We start from the raw sequence: 26,280 nt of genomic DNA on the forward strand, positions 1-26,280 counted from the left end.
ATAAAAAAAGGGAATGCATGGCATTCCCTTTTTTATTGCAAGGCCCCGTTGTTTTATTTCACAAGCAAAAACTTTTGTTGCCAGGCCTTGCGCGGTCCATTACCATCTGGCAATGTTATGAAATAGGTGCCTGGGTTTAGGGCTGTTAGGTCTATGGTCTTGTTGTTTTGAACAGTAAATGTTTTAACAATAGTGCCATTGGCATTGCTAATAAATCCTTGCAGTTGAGTCACTGGCTTATCGATATGAATGCGTAACTGATTGTTAGCAGGATTGGGTCCAATAACGATTAAAGACTTCTCAGTTGCTATTACAGCCGCTTTTGTTCTTGATTGTACATTTTTGGATGCCTCAACGGTTGCCAGTGCAAATTGTCCAAAAGAAGCTGTCTGTTTCAGATTTGCAATGTTGTAATCTACTTCAAGGCCTGTTATGCCTGGAGCAGTGCCTTCAGGAATACCCCAGTCAGCTTGATTAGCGTTACCCAATCGATTAAGAATTATCGGGCTATTAATAGAAGTATTGGTAGAACCTCTATCAAGTTTTAAATCATAGCTTCCTGTTATCCTGGTAGTTGCATCTGGCGAAAGTTCCCATACGCCCTCTTGCAATACAGCTTCAAATGGATTGCTGTTTTTGATAACCTGCAAGTGTGTGTTAGCACTAGGTCCAGGCACAAAGGATACATCCAGAAATTGAATATTTAAAGGATTGGTCATTAAATTATCCAATTCTGCCACAAAGGCTTTTTGTTGATTACCAATAGGAAACGAATAGTGATTCACCGTTGATGGTGAAAGATGTCGACGCAACGTACCATTGAACCAACTGAGTTTAAATCCTGAGTTGGAAAATGATGTACTGATCGCTTTCTCTGATGGGTCTAAAACAATTGCCAGGTTGGACTGCGTATTGATTTTCCCATTCACTAATATCCACTGATCGGCGGAAACCGAAGAATTAAGATCAAAATCTTTATTATTTACTTCCAGTTTGCCTAGCTGATTCATAGTGGCTATGGATTGGCGGCCTGCCCCTGTAAATCTTACCAGGCCATTGCCATAATGGTAACTTTTGGTAGTAAGATCCATCCAATTTGCAGATATTGCTTCGCGATCTTGGGTAATTTCAATAGTGCCGCTATTCTGCAATTGGCTTCCAACTCCAAGTTGTAAATTTCCTTTTATCGAGATCAGTGCATTAGCCTGAACGGTAATAGTTGCCCCATTTTGCACATAGAGTGCATCCTGGGCCTGTATTAAACAGGGCATAAGGATGGTGGTTAATAAATAGGATCGTATATGGAATGAATTCATTGCAATATGTTTTGCTGATTATAGAATACTTGTCTGATTATTTCAACTTCTCTTTAATCATTCTGACTTCTTCTAACAGTTTGGCAATTTGCTGTTCCTGTAGTACGATCTTCTGTTGTTGCTGGTCTATAAATGTCTGTTGTTCCTGTACTGCTTTTACCAGCGGCACAACAAAGGTCTCATAGCTTAAGCTGTAATGGTCACTGCTATTGCTTGGCTTTTTAATACCATTGAAATTATAACCAACCTGTGTAGCCGCTGTTTCTACTTCCTGTGCTATAAACCCAGTACGGCGTATGGCTGCCGCCTCATTGTAACTATTGTTTAAGGAGGTATTGTTGGAAATGAATTGTGCGTATTCCGGATTGGTTTGTGTATCAAATGCTTTTGCGTTCAGCTGATAGGTAACAGGGCGCAATTTCAATATGAAATCCAACCCTTTTACGTTTTCCTGTACATTAAACTTATAGCGGCCATCCGATAGTTTGGTGAACTCTCCAAAAGATTCAACAACGGTAACAGCTGCATTGCCAATACGCACTTTGTTGGAAGCGTCAACCTTAGCACCAAAGCCTAAAGCCATAGCATTGGTTAAGTCTGTAGCTGCCACATCGGCGCCTGTGCCCAATGCAGTGTTGTTGTTGCCAACCGTATTGCCACTTAACGACCCATTGCCTATGGCTACGTTTCCTGCGCCAACGGTGTTTTTATATAAGGCAAAAAGCCCATTGGCTGTATTGTTATTACCCTCTGTATTGTAATATAGAGCCGATGTGCCCACGGCGCTATTGCCAGAGCCAGTGGTATTGCTGTAAAGAGCACGTGTACCGTTGGCTGTGTTTTCATTTCCAGTTGCATTGTTGATCAACGCATTGGAGCCCGTGCTGACATTACGTGTACCAGTGGTATTGCTATATAGCGCACCTACGCCAATTGCAGTATTGTCGTTTGCTGTGGTATTGAGATAAAGGGCTCCTCTACCTACTGCCACGTTACTATTACCCAACGTATTGCTGTATAATGCCTGGTAGCCATAGGCCGTATTGCTTCCACCAGCAGTATTACTATACAAGGTATTCATGCCTGTTGCAGTATTATAACCTCCGGTTGTGTTTTTGAACAAAGACATATAGCCTAAGGAACTATTATTGACACCGGTTGTATTATTGAATAGTGCTCGAAAGCCCATAACCGTGTTGGCATTGCCCGTTGTATTGGAGAATAGTGTATGATAGCCAAAAGACGTATTGCCCGTTTGGCGATCAAGCTGACCAGCCTTTGTATTATTGATCCGGAACTGTAATGGCTTGTCATCTGAAGTGCCAATAAATTGTAAAGCAGGGTCTGTGCCGGCATTTCCAGATAATAGCCAGCCTGTCTTTACATCTTCCAATGGCTGAAAGCTGCCATTACCTCTTAATACATCTTTACTGTTGCCTGTAAATTTTAAGGAATAAAGCACGCCGCTACTGTTATGGCGCACCAGGCCGCTATCCATAGCCAAAGTGTCTATACGCATACCACCGGCAACGTGTAATTTGTTTTGAGGATCGGTTGTTCCGATCCCTACGTTTTGTGCATGGGTAGCTGAAGAGGCAGAAAGCAGCAATACAATGCCGCTGAGCAAATGTTTCATGATACAGATTTAAATGAGAAAATGGTTTATTAATGGTCGTAGGATAGGGGTATAGGGCCTATGCAATCTTTTACAGCTTAGAACTTTGGCCTATTGTTCAGAGCCCTTTATTTTTAAAAACTTTTACCGTTTGTGTTTGGTTCCCTTGTGTGATGGATATGATGAAAAGACCAGTAACTGGGGGTATGTATGGAGTAATATTGATCGTATTGTTTCCTTTTTTCACTGCAAGAGGTATTGTTTTAATAACTGAACCATCGGTATTGGTAATGCTAACTTTAATAAGATTGCTCTCTATAGCCGTAAAGTGTAGCTCCAGTTTGTTATAAAAAGGATTAGGAGAAGCTGAAAGATTTTGATCTCGGAGTACTCTTTTTACCTGAACTATATTGCTGAAAAACTGGGTTGAGCTTTGGTTGTATTCTTTGATCCTATAAAAAGTATTGGCGCTTGGGTTATTGGAGATAGTATAACTGTAGTGTCCATTGGTGGGTGGCTGAACGGCCAGGTGCAAAAGCTTTGTAAAGCGTATACCATCTTCACTTTCTTCAATATCATAACCGGTTACCATTTCAGAGGCATTTGTTTCCCAATCTAGCTGAATGAGATTATTACTAATCGAGGATTTTAATAATAATTGACCTGTTTGAAGGGTGATCAGATTTGTCTTTGTTACAAAGGCAAAAACCTGGTTATTGGCAAGATGTACATTGTCAAATACTACCCGGTTTCCAATAATAGAAGTTGGTGTTTTGAAGCTAACATGCCCGGTTGTAAAATTGCCATCGCCATCTTCATCAATGATCATTACTGTTTGTGCAGCACTACCTGTTGTAACAATCCCGGTTAGATCAAAGCTTAATTGCACGGGGCCAGGATCACCTGTAAGTTGCACCTTCCACTCCCTGCTTAAACGCCTGGCTTCGGAAGTCATGAATGTAGGCATATCAGATGCTTGTTCCGCTAAGACTGCTCCGTTATTGCCAATCACTAGGAACTCCAAATTGTCTAAGTGAGCTGGATTAGAGATAATGATATTGCCTTTGCCACTCTGCCCAGTGCCATCGCCAGACCCTGTATTCATGCTGTTGGCAATCGTTTGATTTAATCGTGAATTATCATCTCTGCCTATGCCAAACACATCATTGGGATGGGCAGTGTTGCCTACACCAGACCAATAAACAGTGCCCGATACGCCATCCCAATTCGAAGCATAGTAAGAGGGGCGTACGCCTGACGTTTGCAACATTACCCCATATTTAAAGGCCAGGTAGGAGAAGATTTTTGCTCTTTTCACCCCACTGATAGGTTGGCCAAATACAATCAGTTCTGCGACATCGCCGGAAAACGGTTCGCCAAAAACAGTGCATCTTCTTCCTAGTACATTCTCTACGGTAGCAATATCTCTAAAATTATTTCCTACTGTAGCTATAGTAGGAGTGCCATACTTTAAGTGGTCAATTATCTCAAGATCATTCTTCTCTTGATTAAGTACATTCAATTGAGTTATTAAGAAATTACCCGGTGTGTAAAGTTGCACAATACCTGCACCTGCACCGCCCACAGGCCCGTAAGGGACCGTGTCAGTAGTTTCAAATTGGCCGCCATATTTTGTTCCAAGAGTATTTGTTTGAAGAGCACAGCCACGGTTGGGGCCGACGCAGCCCCACTGCGTCCAGACACGAAAGCCTGCACTAGTGGCTCCTTTCCATACGGCAAATACAGTATAGGAATCGTCATGTTCCACTAATGGTGCATTGAGGAGGTTGGGACCTACTAATTCCTGGGCGCCGGAAAAAGTAACAGCAGGGTTGAAGTTGAACTTGCTATTCGAAATTAATGGACGCTTGGTGCCAGTAGAGGTAAATATTTTCGTGTTATTGTTGGCATATGTCCAGCTGTTAATAAGATTTCCAGGGGCTAGATTTAAGGTTGAGGAAATATCGGCTCTTAACCACATTTCCAAACTGTCTGTTACGCCTACACCTCCAGGGCCTTGGCCAAAACAGAAGAGGGGTATGAATAAAAAATAAACAAATAGGTTTAATAGGTTTTTGTGCATAGTGGTATGGATGAGTTAATAGCGCTTCGTATAGTAGATGAGCCTATAAATAGGCTCTTGAAACTGTAATAACAGTTTGTTTAAGGGGTCAGCAAAACTACTTTTCCTGCTTAGACAGGATATTCGTACTACTACCGGATTATATATACTGTGGTAATAACGTAAGTAAGCTTAATTGTATAGTAAGAATAGGGAATGAGCTGATAGTAGTAGATCGTATTGGAACGGCTATTGAATAATACTTTTTATAGGTAGCGTTTTACCTTTTTTAATTAATGTTTGCACATTGATCTGTTGTATCTTTGCATCTCGCAAGACAAAAAGAAGGGCCTTTTCACTGGTTGGCGTTGGAATCTATACCTTATCGAAAATACAATCCCTGCCATACGAACAATTTGCTACTCTTTTTAAGACTTTCCGTACTATTTATCCTGTCCCTTTTTAGCAAAACAGCTGTGCCCTATTAGCAAAACAACCCTTTGAAGCAATCTATCCGTAAAAGAAAACAATACAATTGTCGTTTCTTTCTATAAAACTACTTTATAAGCCCTGCCATTTTTGGCGGGGCTTTTTGTTTTACTGCCTATGGTAATCTATAAATAAAAATCCCCTCTGGGAGGGGATCAATACGGTGCTCTGATTCAAACACAGCCGTTCCTTTAAGCAATATTTTTCAAAGGATGGATTGGTTGTTCCATAAAGGTACTGGTTAGGTTATTCTATTACGATATTGGAGGTTGGTAGGAGTTGGACTTAAAACGGGCTTAAAAGGGTACGTGACCAAGATTAAAATCAAAAAGACACGGTTTAGGGCTTTTTTTCTATGGATATTGGGGAATGCTCCACAAAACTATAAGCTCTGCAGACTTATGCAAGAGCTTAGTACCAATGTTGAGTTATTCACATTCTTATTTGTGTATGATAATCAACTAGATATAAATTGATATTTTATTTATCAACAATCTGGATTGTATTCTATACGGCTACCGTAGAGGTATGACGATTTTCAGTTTGAATTCTGATGACGCTTACTGGTATATGTACAGCTAGTGAAAAAGCTTAAGATCTTGTTTTCTCTGAATTTTAGTGGCACCAATTTGGGGAGTATTGTTCATAAAAAGAACTATGGTCAACAGAAAAGATGCAAAAAAGAATACTCCAATTGATCCGCATTTAGACACACCATCAGAAGCGAATCGCGAAAAACACATCAATTTCCTGGAAGTGGAAGAAGAAAGCGCTAATCGATCTGATAATGATCAGGTAGATGATTTTGCCAGTGAACGTAGAAAAGAGTGGGAGAAAGGAATAGCTGAAGGAAAAGAGGCACGGGATCGGGGTGAATGAATTAAATAACCTAGCGATTAAATTTCAGCAACTGGTATTGGAATACGAGTTCTGGTAAGTGCTTTAAAAAAATAAGGGCCGAAGTGGAAACTTCAGCCCGTTTTTAATCCGTACCCTATGAAAACTGTTTCTAACTCAACAAATAAGGTGCCATTAATTACAGATTATCAAGTTTTTGTACTGAAAATTTCTATTATTTTTTAAATTATCTGTTAAGGAATTAAATGTCCTAACAAGTAGTAGTTAGTTGAAGAGCAAACACTTGTAAGATGCTTTTTAGCAAAATATAAAATCTATCTTATCCCAACGACGCAGGCTTCTAATAAGAAAATTTAGTGGAATACATTTCTAGATGTTAGCATTACTACTAATAGAAAGCAATCGTAGATTTACTAGTTTCTTATATATAGACAAGAGTAAGTGCTAATATGTAGAGGCTTGTAATAGTTGTCTGTGCAACTTTTGATAATTTTTGGGTGTAGTAGTTTTACGATCGGCGGATGATTAACCGCCAATTAACTTCGGTTATTTGGCGTTTAATCATCCAGAATTATAGTCTACTTAATTTTCTCATAGTGCACACAAATAATAAAACAAGTTTGGTCTCACTCTTTGTAGAAGGGCAGCCGATTGTTTTTGAAGTAAATAAAGAACAGCAGGTTTTTCATTTTGAACCATTGTCTAGCTGGAAAGATCTGACAGCACCGGAAAGCTTTTCTTTAGAGTGTCAGGATAAAACCTGGTCTACCCACACAGACATAGATACCGATCTGTTCTATCAAGCTGTAGAGGAAGTAGAAAAGATGTTTTAAGTCTTCCCTCGTTGGCGTCAATAATTGAAGGTTGTTACTTTACACTTCGTTTTGGGCGTCAAACCATCTAATTGAACGTTCCAATAAAGTTTTGAACAAAACTTGTAAAAAGTACCTCTCTCTTTTGTTACTCCTTTTTTCTATAGTAGCGCTGATCTCCTGTTGACCTTTGTAGATTTTATCTGCCAATTATAAATACTCTATGGTTTTGATTCCTTGGTTGCATGCTTAATTTTAAGTATGGATACGTATAACCGCTATAGTAGAAGTATTAGGGGGAGTATTTTCTGTTTTCTATTACTGTTTAGTGGTTTTGGCTTCACGCAATCCCTACAACCGGGTTTTCAAACTCAGGAATATGCCGATGCCCTTGCTATCAATTTTGGAAATTATGATAGTGTAGTAACATCAGAAGGACGTATTCCCGCTTACAAATGGCACTACCGCTCAAAAGTAACCGGGTTAGATAACCGCTGGTGGATGTGGTTAAGCACCGATGGAAAAAGGGGCATAATTACTATTAGAGGTACAGTAGCCACTACATCCAGTTGGCTGGCCAATGTATACGCGGTTATGCAACCTGCCATTGGCGATATTAAGATCAATGACAGTGTAACCTTCCATTATCAACTGGCAGATAGACCCGATGCCGCCATACATACAGGCTGGCTGCTTTCCTTAGGCTCTATGGCTGGTGATATTGAAAAAAAAATACGGGAGCAATATGCAAAAGGGGTTAAGGAGTATATTATTACAGGCCATAGCCAAGGGGGAGGAATTGCCTACCTGTTGCGCTCTTATATTTATTATCGCACCAAACAAGGAGCCCTACCTTCAGATATCATCTACAAAACCTATTGTAGTGCAGCTCCAAAACCCGGCAACCTGTTTTATGCGTATGATTATGATTATATTAATAAAGGTGGGTGGGCCTTTACTGTGGTTAATGCTGCTGACTGGGTACCCGAAACGCCAATAAGCATACAACAATTCAGCGACCTAAATCCGCTAAATCCTTTTGTGACGATCAAAAGTGCACTTAGCCAACAGCGTTATTTTGTTAGGGTTTATGCCAATATGGTTTATAATAAGCTTAATAAAAGTACCCGAAAGGCAGCCAAGCGGTATAGAAGGTATTTGGGGGATAAAGTAGGGAAGCAGGTAAAGAAAAAACTTTCACAATTAGATGGAATCAACGCAATAAGTACTATGAATTATATGCGTGCTGGTACACCAATCGTGTTAATGCCAGACATGGAATATTATACGCGTTTCCCCGATGACCCTACAAAAGGAGCAGGTATTTGGACCCATCATACATTTGAAGCCTATTACCTGTTATTGAAAAAAGATTATGGAACAGTTACACAGGGGCATTCACTACTGGTTGAATAAATGATTGTATGTTGGGTAATCTTTTTCCTCCTTTCTGCTAAACGTACGAGTTAAATCTATTAAGGCTATTTAGGATAACATAATTAAAAGGTTACAATAGCTTCTATTCTATTTCTATTAGCTTTAGTAAACACACATTAACGGTATCTGTTGCCCGCCTGTACAAATCCGGATTGCCTTTTGGCATCCGCTTTAATAATACGCTGCATTCCCTTAAAAAGCGATTGGCGAACTCCGGATCTTGTTCTACAATTCCCTTGCAATTGTCAATGATATCGGCATATTTTACAGTTTGTGCATCGGCACTGGTCTTTTCAATCCGGTCGGCCTCCATTTGCTTTCGCTTATTACGGTTCCATGTTGGATTACGCTGTTTGCTATACACATCTGTTAGCTCAACAACCAACTCTTCTGTTTGTTGAGCTTCATTTTCATTCATAACCGTTTGCAAAAACTGCTTCAGTTCATTTTGATCCACATCTGTATCTTCTAACACATCGTGCAGGAGAGCTGCTGCTAATACCGGCAATTCTGTATTAAACAAACTGCACATTTCCATAACTCTTACAGGGTGCGCAATAAAGGGTTCAGGGGAATACTTACGCTGTTGGCCATTATGTGCCATTGCTGCAAATTCTTTTACCTGCTGGAGTGCTAACGCTGTATCCATATTACTTACCTCACGTTTTTCATGGTGCAAACATTACACCCTTTCAGGTAGATTGTTGCAACCTGTATATTATTTAGGTAGGATTATGATGAATGTATTGGGGTAAAATAGACAGGCAAGCTGATCAATAATAGTAGTCAGTTAACAAATATTTACTGCCCTATAAATGACTTCTAATTAGACTTAAAGGCATAGTTTTTTCTATGATTTTGCGTTAACCAGTTAACTATTAAAATCAATAAACTATGGCAGATAATAATCGTAATAGAGGTGACCAATACTACAGTGGTAACCAGGAATGGCAGGCCAATAGAAACCGGATAAATCGTAATCGGGACTTAAACCAGTATCATGAGGATGTAGAACGTTTTGGCAATGCGGGTTATAGTGGAAATTATAATAGAGAGGATGATGATAATCGGATGGATTATGGCAATTATCAAGGTCGTGTAAACTACATACCTGATAACGATGACAACCGACCCGATTATGAAAGTGGTGACAGGTATGGCAACCAATACGGGGGAGGTTATAATCAAGGTAGTAATATGGGGCAGCAGCGTAATCAGTGGGGAAACCAATGGGGCACCTCTTATGGCTCTTCCTATGGCAATCAAACGCGGCAATCTGATCAAGGCAATTATGGTGGGCAATCGGGTTGGAGAAGCGTAAATGATCTGAGTGGTGGATATGATATTGACTACAACAATCGCAATGAAAACTGGCGTCGTGGAGACCGCAATTGGCAAGATGACCGCCAAGATCAATATGGCAATAACTCCAGCAGAAGACACGATGTGAATTATGGTGGTAATGCAGCTAATGACTGGAACAATGAAGTACGAAATAAAGACGATCGCAGTTGGTGGGATAGAGAACGTAGAGATGTTTCTTCATGGATGAGTAGCAATGAGAACTATAGAGAGCCAAGAGGTAATCGCAATTATCCAAATTTGGCTGGAGAACATAGAGGTAAGGGCCCTCGAGGTTATCAACGTTCTGAAGAGCGTATCCGTGAAGATGTGTGTGATCGATTAAGTGATGATGCTATGTTGGACGCATCTGAAATAGAAGTAACAGTTAATGGCGCTGATGTGGTTCTTTCTGGTACTGTTTTAAGTCGGGAGGCTAAGCGACATGCTGAGGGTCTGGCTGAATCTATTTCTGGCGTACGTAATGTAGAGAATCGCATACATGTGGGGCGTATGGATGAGCTGGAAGGAAATTATACAACGCGTCAGATTATAAGGGCGGCAGGAAATAATGAGTCTACAGAAGAAAATAGACGAAATAAAAAGTAGAAACAAACAGCAGACGGCTTTAGCCGACTCCTGATAGATGAATAGCTAGGTGTAAAATGGACAGCGAACAATGCGTTTATACCTAGCTATACTTTTTAAACAGAATTAAATGATTTGTTTATGAAAGAAGCAAAAAAGAACAGTCAACCACAGCAAGAAAGAACTAGCAATTCGGAATTCAACAGGGGAGAAGATACTGTAGGTAGAGCCTATCATAGAGATGACGCTTTCGATATTAGCCATGTAGACCGCCAGGAAGGGGCCATGCATCATGGAGTATTGGGCGGAAACTTTGAGTGTGAAGAAGATAATGAGGAAAGAACTACAGATAAGAATGATACAAATAAATAGAGCCTCAAACTGAGGCTCTATTTATTCGATATTTATTACTAAATGATCAATTATCTCTTTTTTGTTTGCGGTGGCGTTTTAGGAATAGGTACTAAAGCCGGTTTCTTAAGTCCAAACAAAATAGATAACACGTCTCTCCAATTCATAGAATATTGTTTGATGGGTGATTGATTAAACCTAATAATTGCGTTATAAACATCTAATTTAAATAACAATTCTGTGCCGTTCTAATAAAAAGGCATAAAATCTACTTTTTTAACAAGATATAGGAGTGATTTTACTCTAATTCTAGATTATAAGCCTTGATAATTACCGCCAGGTCCGTCTGGACTATACGACCGGGGATAATGCGTTCTTGCTGGTGCATTTACACCAGGTTCTCCATTGATCAGTTTTGTAAAATGCTTATCTGAGGGCTCTGTTTGTTGCGGATTTTTGTTAATAGAAACTACACGCAGTTCATTAGCACTTCTGTGGCTGGCAGCTTCGGTGATGGTCAGGTCTTGCATGCTTGCACAAGAGCAAAAACTATTCCCATATCCGCGATAAATAGCTGTATTTCAATAGAAAATATGGTAATGAAATCTTAAAAACTCTTGCTGGCTCTACAATAGAGCCCAATTTGCGGCAGGGAACTTGAAGCATTTTATAAAAAATAATACCATTATGAGTCAGGCATTTGTAAAAGAAAGTGAGGAACAATGGCTACATGAGATCGCACCTACTCTCCCCGCTTTGGTTATTTACCTTACCCGGGAAAATAATGGCATAAGAGTTTATGAGAAGGAGCACTTAGTAGATCCAAAAACGGGAAAAGATGTATATCGGATGAGTAATGGTCTTTCTTACTCAAAAGATTCGGAAGGCCGGTGGTGTATTATATAATAAAGACTACAACTAACAAAGTGTAAAGAAAGAGCCTCTATATAGATAGAGATAAATAGTTGTAGACTGATCAGAAAAACTGTCTATCCTTTACATTTTATCGTTTAAATACACTTGGCTTTATAGGTTAAATAAAGGATGTTTTCTGCTCCTTGCTGTGGAATGGAAGTCCTCAACGTCATCCTTTGTTCGAGACCGCTTCGAGACTTCTTTGGGATTCCTTCGGGCCACTTCGAAGAAGTCTCGAAGCAGTCCCGAAGATGAGGACTGCAAGAGGTAGGAAAAGGGTAGGCTGTATGGCTTATTAGTAATGTAAGTGTGGAATTATATTTATGGTAACAGGTGTCATAGAGTAGGTAATACAGTTAAGGGATACGGTAAGTTCTATAGTTTGGGGAGAATTTTGGAAAAGGCCTTGTTACTTGTGTGAATAGTTAATAAAGCTTATTGTAGAGAATTATTTGCAGTTGTTGACATGAACAAGAGCTTTAATTCAAACAGAAATGGTAGTAAAACAGAAAGCAACTTTATCTTAAATTGCAGGCCCCATTATCTAGCGGGTAGGGTAGAGCGAAAAATATTTGATTTTGTGGATAAATAGTAGGTATAATTATATTATATTAGATATTTTAGAGTGTCTTTCAACCATCTGTGCTAAACCATTCGTCTAACCATTCTTCCTAAAAAGCCATTTATAGTTTAAACTATCCAGCATGAGCAATGGCTTTTCGTTGCAGCGAACCGAAAGTCCGCACCATATAAAAGACGCCCTCCAAGAAATAGTAAAAGAAGAAGTAGCAGAGACCTTTGGACACACAATTGCTTCCTCCAGGGATTGTATTCGATTGAGTGAAGAAATATATACAAAGACTTCTTTTAAAATCAATTCCAACACGCTCAGGCGCTTCTTTGGTTTAGTAAAAGCGCAATACCCACCCTCTCTTTCTACGCTAGCTATTTTGGCTAATTATTGTGGTTATCATTCATTAGATGAATTGAGTTTAGTGAAAGAAAAAGCCGCTAGCGGACAAACCTCAGTTGATGAAAAAAATATACTGCATTACCTGGTAACCCTTTTTTCATCCATTCCACATGGTAAGTCTAGCGCTGAAGCATTCTTTATCCTGGTAAAGAATACTATAAAATTTATTTCCTTGTCAGAGGAGCTAGCTAATAAATTTCAGCGCGCCATTGCAAAAACCAAAAATGGGCAAGAGATCTATTTTGAGCAATATATTCAAATGGATAGGCTAAACTCTTTTTATGGTGAGGGACTACGCTATTATCTAAGTGAAAATAAATCAGTGCAGGGTCAGATTTTTGGCTATTCTTTACTATGTATACGTGATTGGCTATCTCTGGATCATCTAAGCTTAAAAAGGCGGTATGAACAACTTAAAAAACTGACCTTGACTAAAAGGGCAGATCCGCTTATTTATGGTTATTACTATGCAGCACATCTTCTTTATGCAGAAGAATACCAGCTAGACGCACATAAGATTTTAGCAGATGCCTACAAAGTACAATTGGAGCTAAAATCAAATGGCAAGTCGCTTTCCCTGTCTCAATCGTTTGAATACATTATGGCTGGCGTTCTGGTATGGACACGGTACTACCAAGATGCGATCTTTTATATTAATGAAGCCTACTTGCGGTACTCCAAGGTAGCTTTGGCTATAGATAAAATATGCTTTAACCGACTACTATTGCTTAAATCAACGGCTTATGCAAAAAGTGGAATTGTTGACGAGGCAGAGCGGCTTTTTGAGCAAATACGGCCTTCTCAGTTTTCTTTTCTTACTAAAAAAACAGATACCATTCTATACTTATTACTGGCCCGCCGTTTAAAGAAAACCAATAAGAAGCTGGAAAAACAGCTAGATGAGCTTATCAAAGAGACAGGCTTCCGAAAGCTAAAAATGCTAACAGAAAGCACCGGGCAGAATTAATAGACTAAAGAGAAATAAAGCTGATAAAAAGTATCAGCAATTGCAATTTGTAGAATGTTTTTTAGCTAGGCAGTACTTAGAGTGTGTATTATTGATCGTAATCTATGCATTTTCTCCACATTCACAGATCTTCTCTTATCAACTTATTGATCAGGTTGATTGAGATTCATTACTTCTTTACGGCTACTTGTACATAACCACCTTGTTTTGTAGACTTCTAGAGAAAAAACGGGAAAGTTTATGCGCATATACTCCTGAAAGGGAATTCCTTGCTTATTCTTTTCAAGTTTGTAAGGTTATTTTATTTTAATCGGCTTCTTACGGTATGCTCTTTGTATAAGATGAGATGCCTTTCTAAAATGTTGAGTTTTAGCCTTTCCTTTTCCTACTGAACTAAACCGCACTGAAAAACAATGTGATGTTTCCTAAACAAATGCTTAGGGCTAACGCATAGTATACCCGTTTTAAGCGTGTTGTTTTGATTACAGACTTCGATCTGCTCGGTACAATTATGTAGTTGAGATGGGCGCAGCCTGTGCCAATAGAAGTAGTTAATGAAAAAGTGAAAAACCTAAACCAAATGAAAATGACACCATACAGAAATTGGTACGCTATCTATACGCGTCCACGGTGGGAAAAAAAGGTAGCAAGTTTACTTGAACGGAAAGGCATTGAATGCTATTGCCCTTTAAATAAAGTTCCAAAGCAATGGGCCGATCGAAAAAAAATTATTTATGAGCCCCTTTTCACCTCATATGTTTTTGTGTGTATATCAAATGAAGAAACTGTTCCTGTCAAGGAAACTGATGGTGTTTTAAATTTTGTGTATTGGTTGGGTAAGCCTGCTGTCATTCGGCAAGAAGAGATAGAGGCCATTAAGCAGTTCTTGCAGGAGTATGAAACAGTTTCTATCGAACGCACAGAAAGCATTAATCCAAACGATAAGATTCAAATCATAGATGGCCCTTTAATGATGCGAGAGGGTAGAGTAATGGAAGTGGGACATAAGAAAGTAAAAGTTTTGATTCCCTCAATTGGTTTCAACCTTGTTGCTGAAGTTGAAATTACCAATATTGCCAAAATGAAGTCGATAGCTTAATAATGTTTAAACTATTTGATTGCTTTTGGTGATAAGAAAGCCATTAATACGAGTGCTATCAAAAATGCTGATATCGCCGGGATTACAACGTCTTCAATTTCATGAGAAATACCGAAAAATAATCGCACTATAAAAATGCCGATGGTTAGAAGAGCAACATTTTTCCAAAAGGAGAAATAATTTTTATTAACGCCAGTTTTAGGATCTGAAGGCAATTGCCAAAGTGCGTAAAATATTATTAAACCACCTACAATAGAGCTGGCTACCTGTAAAAGCATATGGACCTCAATGCGAAACGTGCCTACAGGAATAGCGGCTGTTAATAGCGGAAGATATTTGACAAAATAGCCATTCTCATGAGTAAAGCCGTCCCAGGCCAGGTGAGAAATAATGCCAATAATTAAACAGGCTATTACTATTAGCCAGTGTTTTTTAAAATAAAAATTCCAATTAAAATCAGTGTATTGATTTAAACGCCTTTGAAAGTCAATAGGGGCGTTATGGATAAGTGGATTGCGGACCACATTGTGAAAAAGGAAAGTGAGTAAAAGAGCCAGTGGGGTATCAATCCATAGAAAACCAGACCAGGTATGGGTATATACTCGCTTGTCTGACATTCTTATAAAATATTCAAAGTCAGGAGCTATGCTCCCTGCTATTAAACCAGTAAGTGATAAGCCTTTAATTCTATTTAGAGGTAAAACAATAGCTGGATGGCAAAAAGTAAACGGCATAATAAACTATAAATAAATGAATTGAGGACGTAAGTAATGGTTCCTCAGCAAATTATAAACCACTTCACGAATACCCTTAGAATTTATGTACCAGGAAAAACACCATCAGCAGGATATCAGTACCGCTAGCTTTTTAGTAACCGGAGGGGCCGGTTTCATTGGTTCAAATATTGTTGAATACTTGCTCTATCATGGAGCTGGAAAAGTAAGAGTTCTAGACAATTTTAGCACTGGCTCCCCCAAAAACATTGAGCCTTTTCTGAACCATCCGGCTTTTGAATTGATGGAAGGCGATATAAGAGATTTTGATACCTGTGTTTCTGCGCTAAAAAATATTGATTATGTTTCCCACCAGGCCGCTTTAGGCTCAGTTCCCCGCTCTATAAATGATCCTATTACCTCGAATGCCGTTAATGTTAGCGGTTTTCTTAACATTCTGGTAGCTGCCCGAGATTCAGGAGTAAAGAAAATGGTTTATGCTGCCAGCTCCAGTACCTATGGTGATCACCAGGCCTTACCAAAGGTAGAAGACCAAATTGGTCAACCCTTATCGCCATATGCTGTTACTAAATATGTGAATGAGCTTTATGCCAGCGTTTTCTCCCGCACTTTCCAGTTTCATACAATTGGTTTACGTTATTTTAATGTTTTTGGTCCCCGTCAAAATCCTAAAGGACCCTATGCGGCTGTTATTCCATTGTTTGTACAAGCCGCACTGAATAACACAGCACCAGTGATTAATGGTGATGGTGAGACCAGTAGGGATTTTACATATGTGGAAAATGCTGTACAAGCTAATATCAAAGCAATGCTAGGCAGTGACAATACTTCACATGAAGTAATGAATGTAGCTTGCGGAGAACGTACTACGTTAAATGAGCTTTGGCACTATATTAGTAAGTATGCTAACGTTGAGCTGCAACCGGTCTACCAAGAAGAACGATTGGGCGATGTAAGACATAGTCTTGCAGATATCTCTAAAGCAAAAAATCTAATTGATTATACACCCTTAGTATCTATAACGAAAGGCTTAGCAACAACAGTTAAGTGGTATGAATCTGCGCTGAAACCACTTGCTAATGAAGCCATCCTTTAATATCATCCACTTATTCATTTAAAATTATGGTACACATGATTAGGAATCTTTTTGCTCTTAAAGTTCATACTCCTATTGTTGCAATATTGGTGATGCTCATATTTTCTGCTTGTTCTTCTACCAAAGAAATGGAATACTTCCAGGACTTACCTAATACTACAGTAGCTAAGTTGGCTGAAATGCCTGATGATCAGCGGGTGATTGCAAATGGTGATGAAATCAATGTTGTATTTGTTGCCAAAGATGATGCAGCAGCTGCCTATTTTAATAAAACAGCTTTAACGAATGCAGTAACAACTGAGAGCGAAAATCTATCAAGAACTTCTTCCATGAATTCAAATTCAGGTTCCGGTATGAATTATTTGGTTGATGCAAATGGTTATATCGAATTTCCTCAAATAGGAAGAGTGCGTGCAGTAGGTATGACCTCTGGGCAATTGAAAGAAGCCTTAACTAAGATGGTGTCTGATAAACTAAAAGATCCTATTGTAGACGTACGCTTTAATTCATTTCGCATTTCAGTTATAGGCGATGTACGCAATCCTGGAACGTATACACTGTCTATGCAAAAGCCAACCTTGCTAGAGGCATTAGCAGCCGCAGGAGACCTGGCCCCAACTGCAAAGCGTTATGACGTGCAGCTTTATCGTGATTACAAAGGCGAGCGTAAGATTACCCGGATTGACCTGCGTAAGCAAGACGTGTTAAATAATCCTGACGTGTTCTTAATGAAACACAATGATGTATTAATTGTAAAACCTGCCATCAATACGATAGCCAGAGAAAATGTAACCCGATTTACGGCTATTACAGGTTTGGCTATAGGTATCGTTACACTGGCATTTACTATTGCTAATAATTAATCTATTACTATGGAGCAGCAACTACTTCTTGATGGTGAGAATGAGAAGAGTTTTGATATAAAAAGGCTTTTTTCAAAAGTCGTTAAGAACTTTTACTGGTTTCTTATTTCTGTTATTCTCTTTGGAGCCGGTGCCTATATTTATTTACGTTTTACCCAGCCTTTATATGAAGTAAAAACGAATGTTCAGGTTAAGTTGCCTTCAGAAGGTGCCAATAAGATTGGGTCTGCATTTAATGGCTCTGGCGGCGGAGCGGAGGAAGGCCCTGACCTTAGTAGTGAAATTTTAAGATTTCAGTCTTATTCCTTAGTTGGTGAAGCCGTAGATTCATTGAAGTTGCATATAAGGGTATCCAAGGTAACAGAAAAAGCACCCAAGCCGCTAGCATTAGATGCCTTGCCGTTTTCTATAAAATTAAAAAGACAAGATACAGAAACTGAAAGTCCACTTTATAAGTTAACATTTGACAATAGTGGATACAGTTTAGCTACTGAAGCAGGTACTATAAAAGGTGATTATTATAAGCCTTTATCAATTAATGGGGACCAGTTGATCATTCAGCCAAAGGATTCAATGGTTACTGCATTAGGAGGCCAATATGAGTTTAAATATTTAGGTCGTCAAAATACCATTAAAACCTATATTTCTAGAATAAAGGTTGAGCCTTCCAAGAGTGCTGGTCCTAGTATATTGGAAGTGACTATTAAAGATGAAGTACCTACACGGGCAAAAGAGTTTGTTAATGTGCTGGTATACAATTTTGATTTAGCAAACCTTGATTATAATAATCAGGCGCTTCGTAAAGAGCTTAACTTTTTGAATGATCGACTGGTAACAGCTACTGCCGAAATGGAAGATCAATCAAAGAAAGTGCGTGATTTTAAGGCGCGTAACCAGGTATTTGATGTATCTGCTTCTGCTGGTCAGCTTTTGGGTAACCTTCCTGTGATTGATGCTAAAAAGACAGATAATATTCTAAAGTCTGATCTACTGAATTTAGTAGAGAATAATATTAAAAGCTATGATGGGCAGGAAGAGATTGTGCCGAATAGTAGCGGCTTGCAGGACCCTGTATTAGCAGATCAGATTGGCAAGTACAACCAATTGGTATTACAAAAACGTGCTGTTCAAGATAATGGTGCTAGCAAAGATCCAAGATTGCCTGCCATTAACGGGCAAATGGAGGAACTAAGAACGAATATTTTAAAGAGCGTTCAAAATATCCGTAAAGAAGTTCGAGCTACATCAAGTTCTCTTGCTACACAAGAGCGATCAATCACTGGCCGTTTTAGTAGTATGCCTGCAAAAGAAAAAGAGTTGGCAGAAATGAACCGCTTGCTGGATATCAAGAATTCGCTATATACATTTTTATTGCAGAAGACTGAAGACAAGAAGCTGGAGTTAGCGGCAAATGAAATTGTAAGTTCACGAATTATAGATAATGGCGCCGATAACGCAACGAAGGTGCCTAAACCGTTAATGATCTATGGAATAGCCTTGGGTATCGGTTTCCTATTGCCGCTAGTCGTTATTGCTGTTCGCTTCATCATGAATCAAAAGGTGGAAACACGTCAGGATGTTGAAAGTTTAACCAGTCTGCCTATCATTGGAGAAATAGGTAATGTGTCTAAAAATCAACCTGAATTAATAATTACACCTACCAATGTGTCTTCTGAGGCCGAGCAGTTTAGAACATTGCGCACCAATATTTCCTACATGGCTTTAGGAGCCAAGCAAAAAACATTATTGATTACTTCCAGTAAAAGCGGCGAAGGAAAAAGCTTTGTAAGCTTAAACCTAGCCAATAGTATTGCAATAAGCAATAAGCGCGTGGCCTTGTTGGAGTTTGATATGCGAAATCCTGGATTAGCTGCTAAGCTAAACATGGAAAAAAGCATAGGGATAGCCAATTACTTACATGGTGAGGCATCTATAAATGAAATTATTCAGCCAGTGCCGAGTTCTCCAAACTTGTTTTTCTTAGGCTGTGGTAATCCGCTTCCTGAAGCCCCTGGTGAATTGATTTTGGATGAGAAAGTAGAAACCCTCTTTACGTATTTGAAGCAAAACTTTGATGTTGTTGTGGTTGATACACCTCCTGTAGGTCCGGTGTCTGATGCATTGACCTTAGGACGTTTTGCTGATATATCTTTCTTTGTTATCCGCCATCGTCATACACTTCGTTCAACAATGAAGTTGATCAATAAGCTGAATGACGGTAAAAAACTTCCACGTCTTACTTTAATTATTAATGGCGTAATGGATAATAAAGAGTTCAGCTATGGAAATGACTTTGGCTATGGCTATGGCTACCAGGCAAAGGAAAACAGGAAAGGCTGGAAAGGTATTACAACTATTCGAGTTAGTAATAAGCGTTCCGAAACCATCAACTAAATGGAGAGTGCTATTACTTCCTAAAAAAGGTAATAGCACTTCTAATTCCCTTCTTAATTGTAGCCTAGAAAAGGGCTGCATGACATCCTTGTACCAACGAAATGAGACTTTCTTATAAAAACAACTTTGCCGGATATTTCAAATTCTACTACAATATAGTAGGCAACCGGCTTCTGGTATATCTGGGACTTAGTATTGTTATCAGCTTTTTGGATGGCATGGGCTTATCTATGTTCATTCCGTTATTGCAAGCTGTAAACAAGTCTGGTAACCAGCCTTCTAATCAAGAGTCATTAGGACAGTTGCATCATCTTACCGATTGGATACAAAGTTTGGGCTTTGATCTAACTATCACTACTGTTCTGTCAATATTAGTTCTAACCTTCCTTATTAAAGGTGTTATAAAGTTTGTTCAGCTTAGCTATTATGCCAGCTTGAAAATGATCTTTTTAAAGAAGGTTCGTTATAAACTGTTAAACAATTTGGAGAATCTGTCATTTAGTGCCTTTCTAAAAGTTGATGCAGGAAAGATCCAAAATACGATGACAAACGAAGTTGGGCGTTTGTTTTTGACAATGACGTCTTATTTCAGTGCTGCCCAGTCATTTGCCATGTTGGCCACCTATATCTTCCTGGCATTTATTAGTAATTACCAGTTTGCCATATTGGTATGTCTCGGTGGTGTTTTATCTAACGGTATCTATAAAACACTGTATAAGAGAACGAAGAAACTTTCTATCAAGATATCTGAGAAAGGAAGCAGCTTCAATAGCTTTCTGATTCAGGCTGTGCATTATTTTAAATACCTAAAGTCAACCAATCAATTCTCTAGTTACTCAAAAAAGCTGAAGGACGTTATAGCCCAAACAGAGATATTGAATAAGCGAATTGGTTTGAATAAGGCTATTGCTACAAGCATAAAAGAACCTGTAATTATAACCATTGTGAGCCTGGTTATATTGTTGCAAGTGAATTGGATGGGGGCCACACTCGATTCCATTATTCTTACACTTTTACTGTTCTACAGGGCATTAACTGCTCTTGTTGCTGTACAGAACGATTGGCAAGGTTTTATTGAAAATGTTGGTGGAATTGAAAGCATTACTACCGTTTCTGCTGAAATGGAAGGTGAAAGAGAAACTATAGGCAGCGTACATCCGGGCCAATTGAAAGATCAGGTTCTTTTTGATAATGTTTCATTCAGCTATGGCAGTAAGAAAGCCTTGGATGGCGTAACGATAAGTTTACCTTACAAGCAAACGATTGCACTGGTAGGAGAAAGCGGATCAGGTAAAACAACTATCGCCAATATGATCGCAGGGCTGTTACTACCAGATGAAGGAACAGTGTCTTTTGATGGTATTCCATTTAAATCTTTGAACTTAAATCAATACAGAAATAAAATAGGCTATATCTCTCAGGAGTCTGTCATTTTCAATGATTCCATTTACAATAACATTACGTTCTGGGCAGAGCCAACTTCACAGAACCTGCATCGTTTTAATAAAGTGTTAGAGATGGCCTCTTTAAAAGGTTTTATTCAATCATTGCCTGATAAAGAAAAAACGCAATTAGGTGATAATGGGATTTTAATTTCTGGAGGACAAAAGCAACGTATATCAATTGCAAGAGAACTTTATAAAGAATGTGAAATCCTCATTTTTGATGAAGCTACATCTGCACTTGACTCTGAAACGGAACGAGTTATTCAAGAAAATATTGAAAAGCTGCAAGGCTCCTATACAATGGTACTTATTGCCCATCGATTGTCCACTATAAAAGGTGCGGATGTCATTTACCTGTTGGAGAATGGAAAACTTTCGGCTTCAGGTTCTTTTGAAGAAATGATGTCTTCATCTACTCGATTTAAAAGAATGGTTTCGCTGCAAAGCGTTTAATAATTAATCACTCACCCTAACCCTTATACTATATGATTTCAATAATCACCCCCACTTACAATCGTAGAGACCTATTACCGACAACTATTAAAAGTATTCTTGCGCAAACATTTACTGACTGGGAATTAATTATCATGGATGACGGATCAACCGATGATACTGCAAAAGTCATTCAACCTTATTTGAAAGATTCACGAATACGTTATTATAAAAAGGAAAATACGGGGCAGCCACATACACTGAATGTAGGATTTACTCATACCCGGGGAGAGTTTATCACCTTTCTGGATAGCGATGATGAAGCGTACCCTGATTGGCTCGCCACAGCTCATAGAAATATCAAAGGCGATACAGGGATTGTTTGTGTAGGTGCTATCCGGAAGTTTGTGGATGGTACAGAGCTTAAGGAAAGTGTTTATGATTATAAATTTTATAATGATACCTATAAAGTAAAGTTTACATGCGGATCATTGTTTATTAGATCATCTGTGTTTAAGGCAATAGGCGGATATGATGCAGAACTGAAAGCCAATATACAAACTGACTTAGGTTACCGCATATTGGAACGGTTAAAGATCGATGGGTTAAAAGTTGTGGGTTTAAATGAGTATCTGGTGCAGATCAATATTCATAACGGACCCCGTATTCGCACCAACTGGGAGAAAACAAGAACGGGTGGCATTCAATACTATCAAAAGCATTTGAAATATTTAAAAGAGAATGATCCACATGTGTTATCGGGTATTTGCAGCTCCATTGCTTATTCAAGTTACAAGTCTAAGAAAAGAACAGAAGCGATCTGCTATTTAGCAAAGGCCATATGGTATAATCCATCACGTCTTACTAACTACGCCCGTTTAGTAAAGTATAGTGTATTATAGTGGTAGCTATAAACCTGAGTATAAAAGAATAGGAGTGAACAATTTCTCTATTCAAGTTAATGAAGTTGACAACAGTTAAATTAATTGCTATTAAATGAACTGGAAGACAAAGGATGTATTCCTGTCTAGTAATAATCTTACTTTTTTACCAAGGAAAAAAGTTTTGTTTGTAATCGATACACTTGAGCTAGGTGGCGCAGAGCAAAGCCTTCTGGCAAACATCTCACGATTTAAAAATACTGAGGGTATTGTTTGCCATTTATATAAAGGCGAAACATTGAAGCCAAAGTTTATAGAGAAAGGTATCAAAGTACATTCTCTAAATATTGAAAAACAGTATGGATTTGGACAGGCATACGAGCAACTAAAGGCTATTGTTAAAACAGAGCGTCCCGATCTAATTGTGGCTTATCTTACTCGCTCAGAGCTTGTAGCCAGACTTGTTGGGAAGTTCAATAATATTCCCGTTATCGGAACATTTGTTCATGATTTGTATGCTAAAAAAACACATCAGCATCTTTCTTGGTTAGCAAAGAAGAAGGTGTGGTTTTTTAAACAATTGAATAAGTTGACTGCAAAAGTCTGTATAGGGTTTGTTGCCAATTCACAATTCATCAAAGAAAGCAATGCTAAACAATTGGCGGTTCCTTTAAGCAAGATTAAGGTTATTAACAGAGGGCGGGATAGTTCTCTTTTTGCCTGTAAAGATCTGGATTTTAAAAGGAGTGATATTACCATACGATTTGTAAATGTTAGCCGGTTGATTCCTATTAAAGGACAATTGGAGTTGATAAGCGCATTCAAAATTTTGTAGATAAATATCCCTATTCCGAATTGCACATTATAGGTGAAGGTGTAATGCGGGAAAAGCTGGAGCGAGCCATTAAAGAATATGAACTAGAAGAAAAAGTTGTTTTGCTGGGGGCTAGAAATGATGTTCCTGCTTTACTAGCATTATATGACTGCTTTGTTTTTCCAACACATGTTGAAGGGTTTAGTGGCGCCTTAGTAGAAGCTATGTTTGCCGGATTACCTGTATTGGCAAGCGATATTCATCAAAATAAAGAAGCCGTAACACATATGGAAACGGGCTACTTATTTGAGGTTGGGAATGTTGATGCCATCACAAACGCATTTTTCTGGTTTAGAGACAATGAAGCATTTGCCAAAACATTGGCTAAAAATGCAAATACTTTGGCTAAGGATCGTTTCGAGCTTGATAATATAGCAAGGGAGTTTGAGCAATATTTACATAACGCAATTATTCATCAGAATTGAGAGTTCTTCATCTTGTTCAAAAGCCGCAACTGAGAGGGGCTGAGATTTTTACATCTCAATTATCGCATCATATAAACCAGTCAGGGCATAAAGCCAGTATCGCTTTTGTGTTTCCAGGTAGTGGGGAGTTGCCTTATCAGACTTCATTTTTTCATCTAAATGGGAAGTCTAAAAGAAGATTTAATGATATTCAGGCGTGGAGAAGGCTGGCACAGATTATAAAAGAAGAGAAACCTGATATTATACAGGCGAACGCTGGCGATACCTTAAAATATGCCGTCTTTTCAAAGCTGCTTTTCCGTTGGAAGCAACCTATCGTGTTTCGTAATGCAAGTACCATTAGTCTTTATATTAAGAAAGGCCTGGTAAAGAAGTGGAATGGCTTTTTCTTTAAACATGCCGCAAAGATCATTTCCGTAAGTAATGTTTCTGCCAATGACTTTGCAATGGTATACCCACAGTATAAACATAAGATTACAACGATTCCCATTGGTATTGAGTCGCAAAACTCTCCCGAAGGAAGCAACAGTCAATTAAATCCACAATCAACATATTCTTATCCCACACTAGCGCATGTGGGTGGGTTTACACACGAAAAAAATCATACAGGCCTGATTTCAATATTTGAGCAACTAATTCAAAAGCATCCTTCAGCAAAGCTTCACTTAGTGGGAGATGGGCCTTTGCGCACGAAGGTGGAGGCGTTGGTTAAAGAAAAGAACCTACAGGAAAGCGTTCTATTCCATGGTTTTCAGAACAATGCCATGGATTATATACGAAATGCCGATGTGCTTTTGTTGCCAAGTCTAATAGAAGGCTTGCCTGGTGTAATATTGGAAGCCTTCTTTTGCCGTACACCAGTTGTTGCATATAATGTGGGTGGAATTAAAGAAGTTGTTATTCCGGAGCAAACAGGTTATTTAGTTCCTAAAGGTGACGAGCAAGAATTTGTTATCTCGGTTGAAAAGGCTTTGCATAAGGGTTCTAAAAATAGCATGATAATTGACAATGCTTATCAGTTAGTAACATCCAAATATCTCAATACACAAATAGCGCAAGAGTTTTTAAACGTATACACTTCTGTAATTGCTGCCTAGTTACTGCAATTTATTTCAAACAAACAAAATGAAAACTGTATTGAAACAACATTCTGATAATGTAGTATTAAAAGCTACACGATCAGTTCCTGTTCTACATATTATTAAGTCATTAGGAAGGGGTGGGGCTGAGACCTTACTGCCAGAAACGCTACATCAGCATAATAAACAGAAATATCAATTTCATTATATCTACTTTTTACCTTGGAAGTACCAAATGGTGGGTGCAATCGAGAAAGCTGGTGGAACAGTAACTTGTTTATCGGCTAAAAATAATATTGCCATTTTGCGTAAGGTCTTTCAAATTGTACGCTATGTTAAAAAACATAAAATTCAACTCATTCACTGCCACCTGCCCTGGGCTGGCATTGTAGGACGACTGGTCGGAATACTTACTGGTGTTCCCGTTATTTATACTGAGCACAACAAATGGGAACGCTATCATAAATTAACCTATTGGTTAAATAAATTCAGCTTTTCCAGTCAGCAAAAAGTGATTGCCGTTTCTGGCGATGTGGCAAAATCTATACAATCACATTATAAAGGCCACAATCCACAGGTACAAGTAGTTGCCAATGGTGTTGATATAAAAAAGTTTTCTCCAGAAGTAATTATTGATCGAGATGTTCGAAAAGAGTTAGGTATTCCAGCCTCTGCAACTGTAATAGGTCTGGCTTGTGTTTTCCGTAAGCAAAAACGAGTGCCTGTATGGCTAGAGATCGCTCAAAAATTACGTAGTCAATTTTCTGGTACACATTTTATTATAGTAGGTGATGGTGTACTCAAGGATGAGATCCAAACAAAAGCAAATGAATTAAATACTCACGATTATGTACACTTCGTAGGCATGCAAACAGAAATTAGACCTTATTTAAAAGCCATGGATGTATTTATGATGTCGTCGGAATTTGAAGGCTTGCCCATTGCTTTAATGGAGGCAATGAGTATGGGTTGTATGCCGGCTAGCACGTCTGCTGGTGGTATAGGCGAATTGATCAATGATAATGTAAATGGAGTATTGGTACCTGTAAATGAACCAATGCAGCTAGTTTCTCGGTTATCTGATTATTTGAGTTCACCTGGGGAGATTAAAGCAAAAGCCGTTGCCGCACGTGAGACCATTGTAAAGGGCTTCAGTATGCAAAAAATGGTTAGTGAGATTGAAACAATTTATGATAACATTTTAAATCAGAGATCTTGATAGGGGCTATTTTGC

Annotated in this window: 23 protein-coding genes; 17 read left to right on the forward strand and 6 right to left on the reverse strand. The window is 38.7% G+C overall.

From position 1 onward, the window contains the following. Positions 1–53: 53 nt before the first annotated feature. From SY85_RS23180 to SY85_RS23190, 3 genes are all read right to left on the reverse strand, one after another. Positions 54–1,316: a T9SS type A sorting domain-containing protein gene (locus tag SY85_RS23180; protein WP_082886665.1), complete on the reverse strand. Its 1,263-nt coding sequence runs from the start codon at positions 1,314–1,316 to the stop codon at positions 54–56. Between the two features lie 37 nt (positions 1,317–1,353). Beyond that, positions 1,354–2,952, reverse strand: coding sequence for a tail fiber domain-containing protein (locus SY85_RS23185; protein WP_066408300.1), 1,599 nt, complete (start codon positions 2,950–2,952; stop codon positions 1,354–1,356). Positions 2,953–3,049: 97 nt separating this feature from the next. Further along, positions 3,050–5,014: a DUF8202 domain-containing protein gene (locus tag SY85_RS23190; protein WP_066408302.1), complete on the reverse strand. Its 1,965-nt coding sequence runs from the start codon at positions 5,012–5,014 to the stop codon at positions 3,050–3,052. Between the two features lie 1,125 nt (positions 5,015–6,139). Here SY85_RS23190 and SY85_RS23200 point away from each other — a divergent pair. From SY85_RS23200 to SY85_RS23210, 3 genes are all read left to right on the forward strand, one after another. Beyond that, complete coding sequence (locus tag SY85_RS23200; RefSeq protein ID WP_066408304.1) at positions 6,140–6,361, forward strand: hypothetical protein; 222 nt, start codon at positions 6,140–6,142, stop codon at positions 6,359–6,361. Positions 6,362–6,960: 599 nt separating this feature from the next. After that, complete coding sequence (locus SY85_RS23205; protein ID WP_148661270.1) at positions 6,961–7,173, forward strand: hypothetical protein; 213 nt, start codon at positions 6,961–6,963, stop codon at positions 7,171–7,173. A gap of 240 nt (positions 7,174–7,413) precedes the next feature. Further along, positions 7,414–8,568 (forward strand): lipase family protein, encoded by a 1,155-nt coding sequence (locus SY85_RS23210; protein WP_066408308.1) that lies wholly within the window; start codon positions 7,414–7,416, stop codon positions 8,566–8,568. Positions 8,569–8,671: 103 nt separating this feature from the next. Here SY85_RS23210 and SY85_RS23215 read toward each other — a convergent pair whose 3' ends face one another. Beyond that, the gene (locus SY85_RS23215; RefSeq protein ID WP_066408309.1) at positions 8,672–9,238 is read right to left on the reverse strand and encodes an HD domain-containing protein; all 567 of its coding nucleotides are present in this window, start codon (positions 9,236–9,238) and stop codon (positions 8,672–8,674) included. 245 nt (positions 9,239–9,483) lie between these two features. Between SY85_RS23215 and SY85_RS23220 the strand changes: the two genes are divergently transcribed. Then, a complete protein-coding gene (locus tag SY85_RS23220; protein ID WP_066408310.1) occupies positions 9,484–10,539 on the forward strand; it encodes a BON domain-containing protein in 1,056 nt (351 codons plus the stop codon). Between the two features lie 120 nt (positions 10,540–10,659). Next, on the forward strand, positions 10,660–10,890 hold the full coding sequence (locus SY85_RS23225; RefSeq protein WP_066408311.1) for a hypothetical protein: 231 nt from the start codon (positions 10,660–10,662) through the stop codon (positions 10,888–10,890). Between the two features lie 293 nt (positions 10,891–11,183). Here SY85_RS23225 and SY85_RS23230 read toward each other — a convergent pair whose 3' ends face one another. Further along, positions 11,184–11,399, reverse strand: a complete 216-nt coding sequence (locus SY85_RS23230; protein ID WP_066408313.1) for a hypothetical protein — start codon at positions 11,397–11,399, stop codon at positions 11,184–11,186. Positions 11,400–11,556: 157 nt separating this feature from the next. On the opposite strand from SY85_RS23230, the gene SY85_RS23235 reads away from it, so the two are divergent. The 3 genes from SY85_RS23235 (at position 11,557) to SY85_RS23245 (ending at position 14,823) form a co-directional block, all read left to right on the forward strand. Further along, a complete protein-coding gene (locus tag SY85_RS23235) occupies positions 11,557–11,775 on the forward strand; it encodes a hypothetical protein (protein WP_066408315.1) in 219 nt (72 codons plus the stop codon). A 713-nt stretch (positions 11,776–12,488) separates the two neighbouring features. Then, on the forward strand, positions 12,489–13,724 hold the full coding sequence (locus tag SY85_RS23240) for a hypothetical protein (RefSeq protein ID WP_066408317.1): 1,236 nt from the start codon (positions 12,489–12,491) through the stop codon (positions 13,722–13,724). Positions 13,725–14,310: 586 nt separating this feature from the next. Continuing rightward, on the forward strand, positions 14,311–14,823 hold the full coding sequence (locus tag SY85_RS23245; protein ID WP_066408319.1) for a UpxY family transcription antiterminator: 513 nt from the start codon (positions 14,311–14,313) through the stop codon (positions 14,821–14,823). A gap of 11 nt (positions 14,824–14,834) precedes the next feature. Here the strand turns inward: SY85_RS23245 and SY85_RS23250 are convergent, their stop codons facing one another. Further along, entirely contained in the window at positions 14,835–15,557 is a 723-nt protein-coding gene (locus SY85_RS23250) for a DUF4184 family protein (RefSeq protein WP_066408321.1), read from the reverse strand. A gap of 85 nt (positions 15,558–15,642) precedes the next feature. On the opposite strand from SY85_RS23250, the gene SY85_RS23255 reads away from it, so the two are divergent. From SY85_RS23255 to SY85_RS23295, 9 genes are all read left to right on the forward strand, one after another. After that, positions 15,643–16,653 (forward strand): SDR family oxidoreductase, encoded by a 1,011-nt coding sequence (locus tag SY85_RS23255; protein WP_066408323.1) that lies wholly within the window; start codon positions 15,643–15,645, stop codon positions 16,651–16,653. 35 nt (positions 16,654–16,688) lie between these two features. Then, entirely contained in the window at positions 16,689–17,516 is an 828-nt protein-coding gene (locus SY85_RS23260; RefSeq protein WP_066408324.1) for a polysaccharide biosynthesis/export family protein, read from the forward strand. Between the two features lie 9 nt (positions 17,517–17,525). Continuing rightward, complete coding sequence (locus SY85_RS23265; protein ID WP_066408326.1) at positions 17,526–19,910, forward strand: GumC family protein; 2,385 nt, start codon at positions 17,526–17,528, stop codon at positions 19,908–19,910. 101 nt (positions 19,911–20,011) lie between these two features. Beyond that, complete coding sequence (locus SY85_RS23270) at positions 20,012–21,808, forward strand: ABC transporter ATP-binding protein (RefSeq protein WP_066408328.1); 1,797 nt, start codon at positions 20,012–20,014, stop codon at positions 21,806–21,808. 32 nt (positions 21,809–21,840) lie between these two features. Continuing rightward, complete coding sequence (locus tag SY85_RS23275; RefSeq protein ID WP_071892088.1) at positions 21,841–22,689, forward strand: glycosyltransferase family 2 protein; 849 nt, start codon at positions 21,841–21,843, stop codon at positions 22,687–22,689. A gap of 94 nt (positions 22,690–22,783) precedes the next feature. Further along, entirely contained in the window at positions 22,784–23,503 is a 720-nt protein-coding gene (locus SY85_RS23280; RefSeq protein ID WP_066408335.1) for a glycosyltransferase, read from the forward strand. Next, positions 23,488–23,967, forward strand: a complete 480-nt coding sequence (locus SY85_RS23285; protein ID WP_257739146.1) for a glycosyltransferase — start codon at positions 23,488–23,490, stop codon at positions 23,965–23,967. The genes SY85_RS23280 and SY85_RS23285 overlap by 16 nt, the downstream gene beginning before the upstream one ends. Continuing rightward, entirely contained in the window at positions 23,964–25,064 is a 1,101-nt protein-coding gene (locus SY85_RS23290; protein WP_066408340.1) for a glycosyltransferase, read from the forward strand. The genes SY85_RS23285 and SY85_RS23290 overlap by 4 nt, the downstream gene beginning before the upstream one ends. A gap of 28 nt (positions 25,065–25,092) precedes the next feature. After that, the gene (locus SY85_RS23295) at positions 25,093–26,265 is read left to right on the forward strand and encodes a glycosyltransferase (RefSeq protein ID WP_066408343.1); all 1,173 of its coding nucleotides are present in this window, start codon (positions 25,093–25,095) and stop codon (positions 26,263–26,265) included. Positions 26,266–26,280: the final 15 nt, after the last annotated feature.

This window comes from Flavisolibacter tropicus (assembly GCF_001644645.1).
Classification (GTDB): domain Bacteria; phylum Bacteroidota; class Bacteroidia; order Chitinophagales; family Chitinophagaceae; genus Flavisolibacter; species Flavisolibacter tropicus.

What these genes read in the sequence shown, in the direction of transcription:
- SY85_RS23180 (WP_082886665.1), bottom strand. Translation starts at nt 1,316, where the DNA reads ATGAATTCATTCCATATACGATCCTATTTATTAACCACCATCCTTATG.
- SY85_RS23185 (WP_066408300.1), bottom strand. Translation starts at nt 2,952, where the DNA reads ATGAAACATTTGCTCAGCGGCATTGTATTGCTGCTTTCTGCCTCTTCA.
- SY85_RS23190 (WP_066408302.1), bottom strand. Translation starts at nt 5,014, where the DNA reads ATGCACAAAAACCTATTAAACCTATTTGTTTATTTTTTATTCATACCC.
- SY85_RS23200 (WP_066408304.1), top strand. Translation starts at nt 6,140, where the DNA reads ATGGTCAACAGAAAAGATGCAAAAAAGAATACTCCAATTGATCCGCAT.
- SY85_RS23210 (WP_066408308.1), top strand. Translation starts at nt 7,414, where the DNA reads ATGGATACGTATAACCGCTATAGTAGAAGTATTAGGGGGAGTATTTTC.
- SY85_RS23215 (WP_066408309.1), bottom strand. Translation starts at nt 9,238, where the DNA reads ATGGATACAGCGTTAGCACTCCAGCAGGTAAAAGAATTTGCAGCAATG.
- SY85_RS23220 (WP_066408310.1), top strand. Translation starts at nt 9,484, where the DNA reads ATGGCAGATAATAATCGTAATAGAGGTGACCAATACTACAGTGGTAAC.
- SY85_RS23225 (WP_066408311.1), top strand. Translation starts at nt 10,660, where the DNA reads ATGAAAGAAGCAAAAAAGAACAGTCAACCACAGCAAGAAAGAACTAGC.
- SY85_RS23230 (WP_066408313.1), bottom strand. Translation starts at nt 11,399, where the DNA reads ATGCAAGACCTGACCATCACCGAAGCTGCCAGCCACAGAAGTGCTAAT.
- SY85_RS23235 (WP_066408315.1), top strand. Translation starts at nt 11,557, where the DNA reads ATGAGTCAGGCATTTGTAAAAGAAAGTGAGGAACAATGGCTACATGAG.
- SY85_RS23240 (WP_066408317.1), top strand. Translation starts at nt 12,489, where the DNA reads ATGAGCAATGGCTTTTCGTTGCAGCGAACCGAAAGTCCGCACCATATA.
- SY85_RS23245 (WP_066408319.1), top strand. Translation starts at nt 14,311, where the DNA reads ATGACACCATACAGAAATTGGTACGCTATCTATACGCGTCCACGGTGG.
- SY85_RS23250 (WP_066408321.1), bottom strand. Translation starts at nt 15,557, where the DNA reads ATGCCGTTTACTTTTTGCCATCCAGCTATTGTTTTACCTCTAAATAGA.
- SY85_RS23255 (WP_066408323.1), top strand. Translation starts at nt 15,643, where the DNA reads ATGTACCAGGAAAAACACCATCAGCAGGATATCAGTACCGCTAGCTTT.
- SY85_RS23260 (WP_066408324.1), top strand. Translation starts at nt 16,689, where the DNA reads ATGATTAGGAATCTTTTTGCTCTTAAAGTTCATACTCCTATTGTTGCA.
- SY85_RS23265 (WP_066408326.1), top strand. Translation starts at nt 17,526, where the DNA reads ATGGAGCAGCAACTACTTCTTGATGGTGAGAATGAGAAGAGTTTTGAT.
- SY85_RS23270 (WP_066408328.1), top strand. Translation starts at nt 20,012, where the DNA reads ATGAGACTTTCTTATAAAAACAACTTTGCCGGATATTTCAAATTCTAC.
- SY85_RS23275 (WP_071892088.1), top strand. Translation starts at nt 21,841, where the DNA reads ATGATTTCAATAATCACCCCCACTTACAATCGTAGAGACCTATTACCG.
- SY85_RS23280 (WP_066408335.1), top strand. Translation starts at nt 22,784, where the DNA reads ATGAACTGGAAGACAAAGGATGTATTCCTGTCTAGTAATAATCTTACT.
- SY85_RS23295 (WP_066408343.1), top strand. Translation starts at nt 25,093, where the DNA reads ATGAAAACTGTATTGAAACAACATTCTGATAATGTAGTATTAAAAGCT.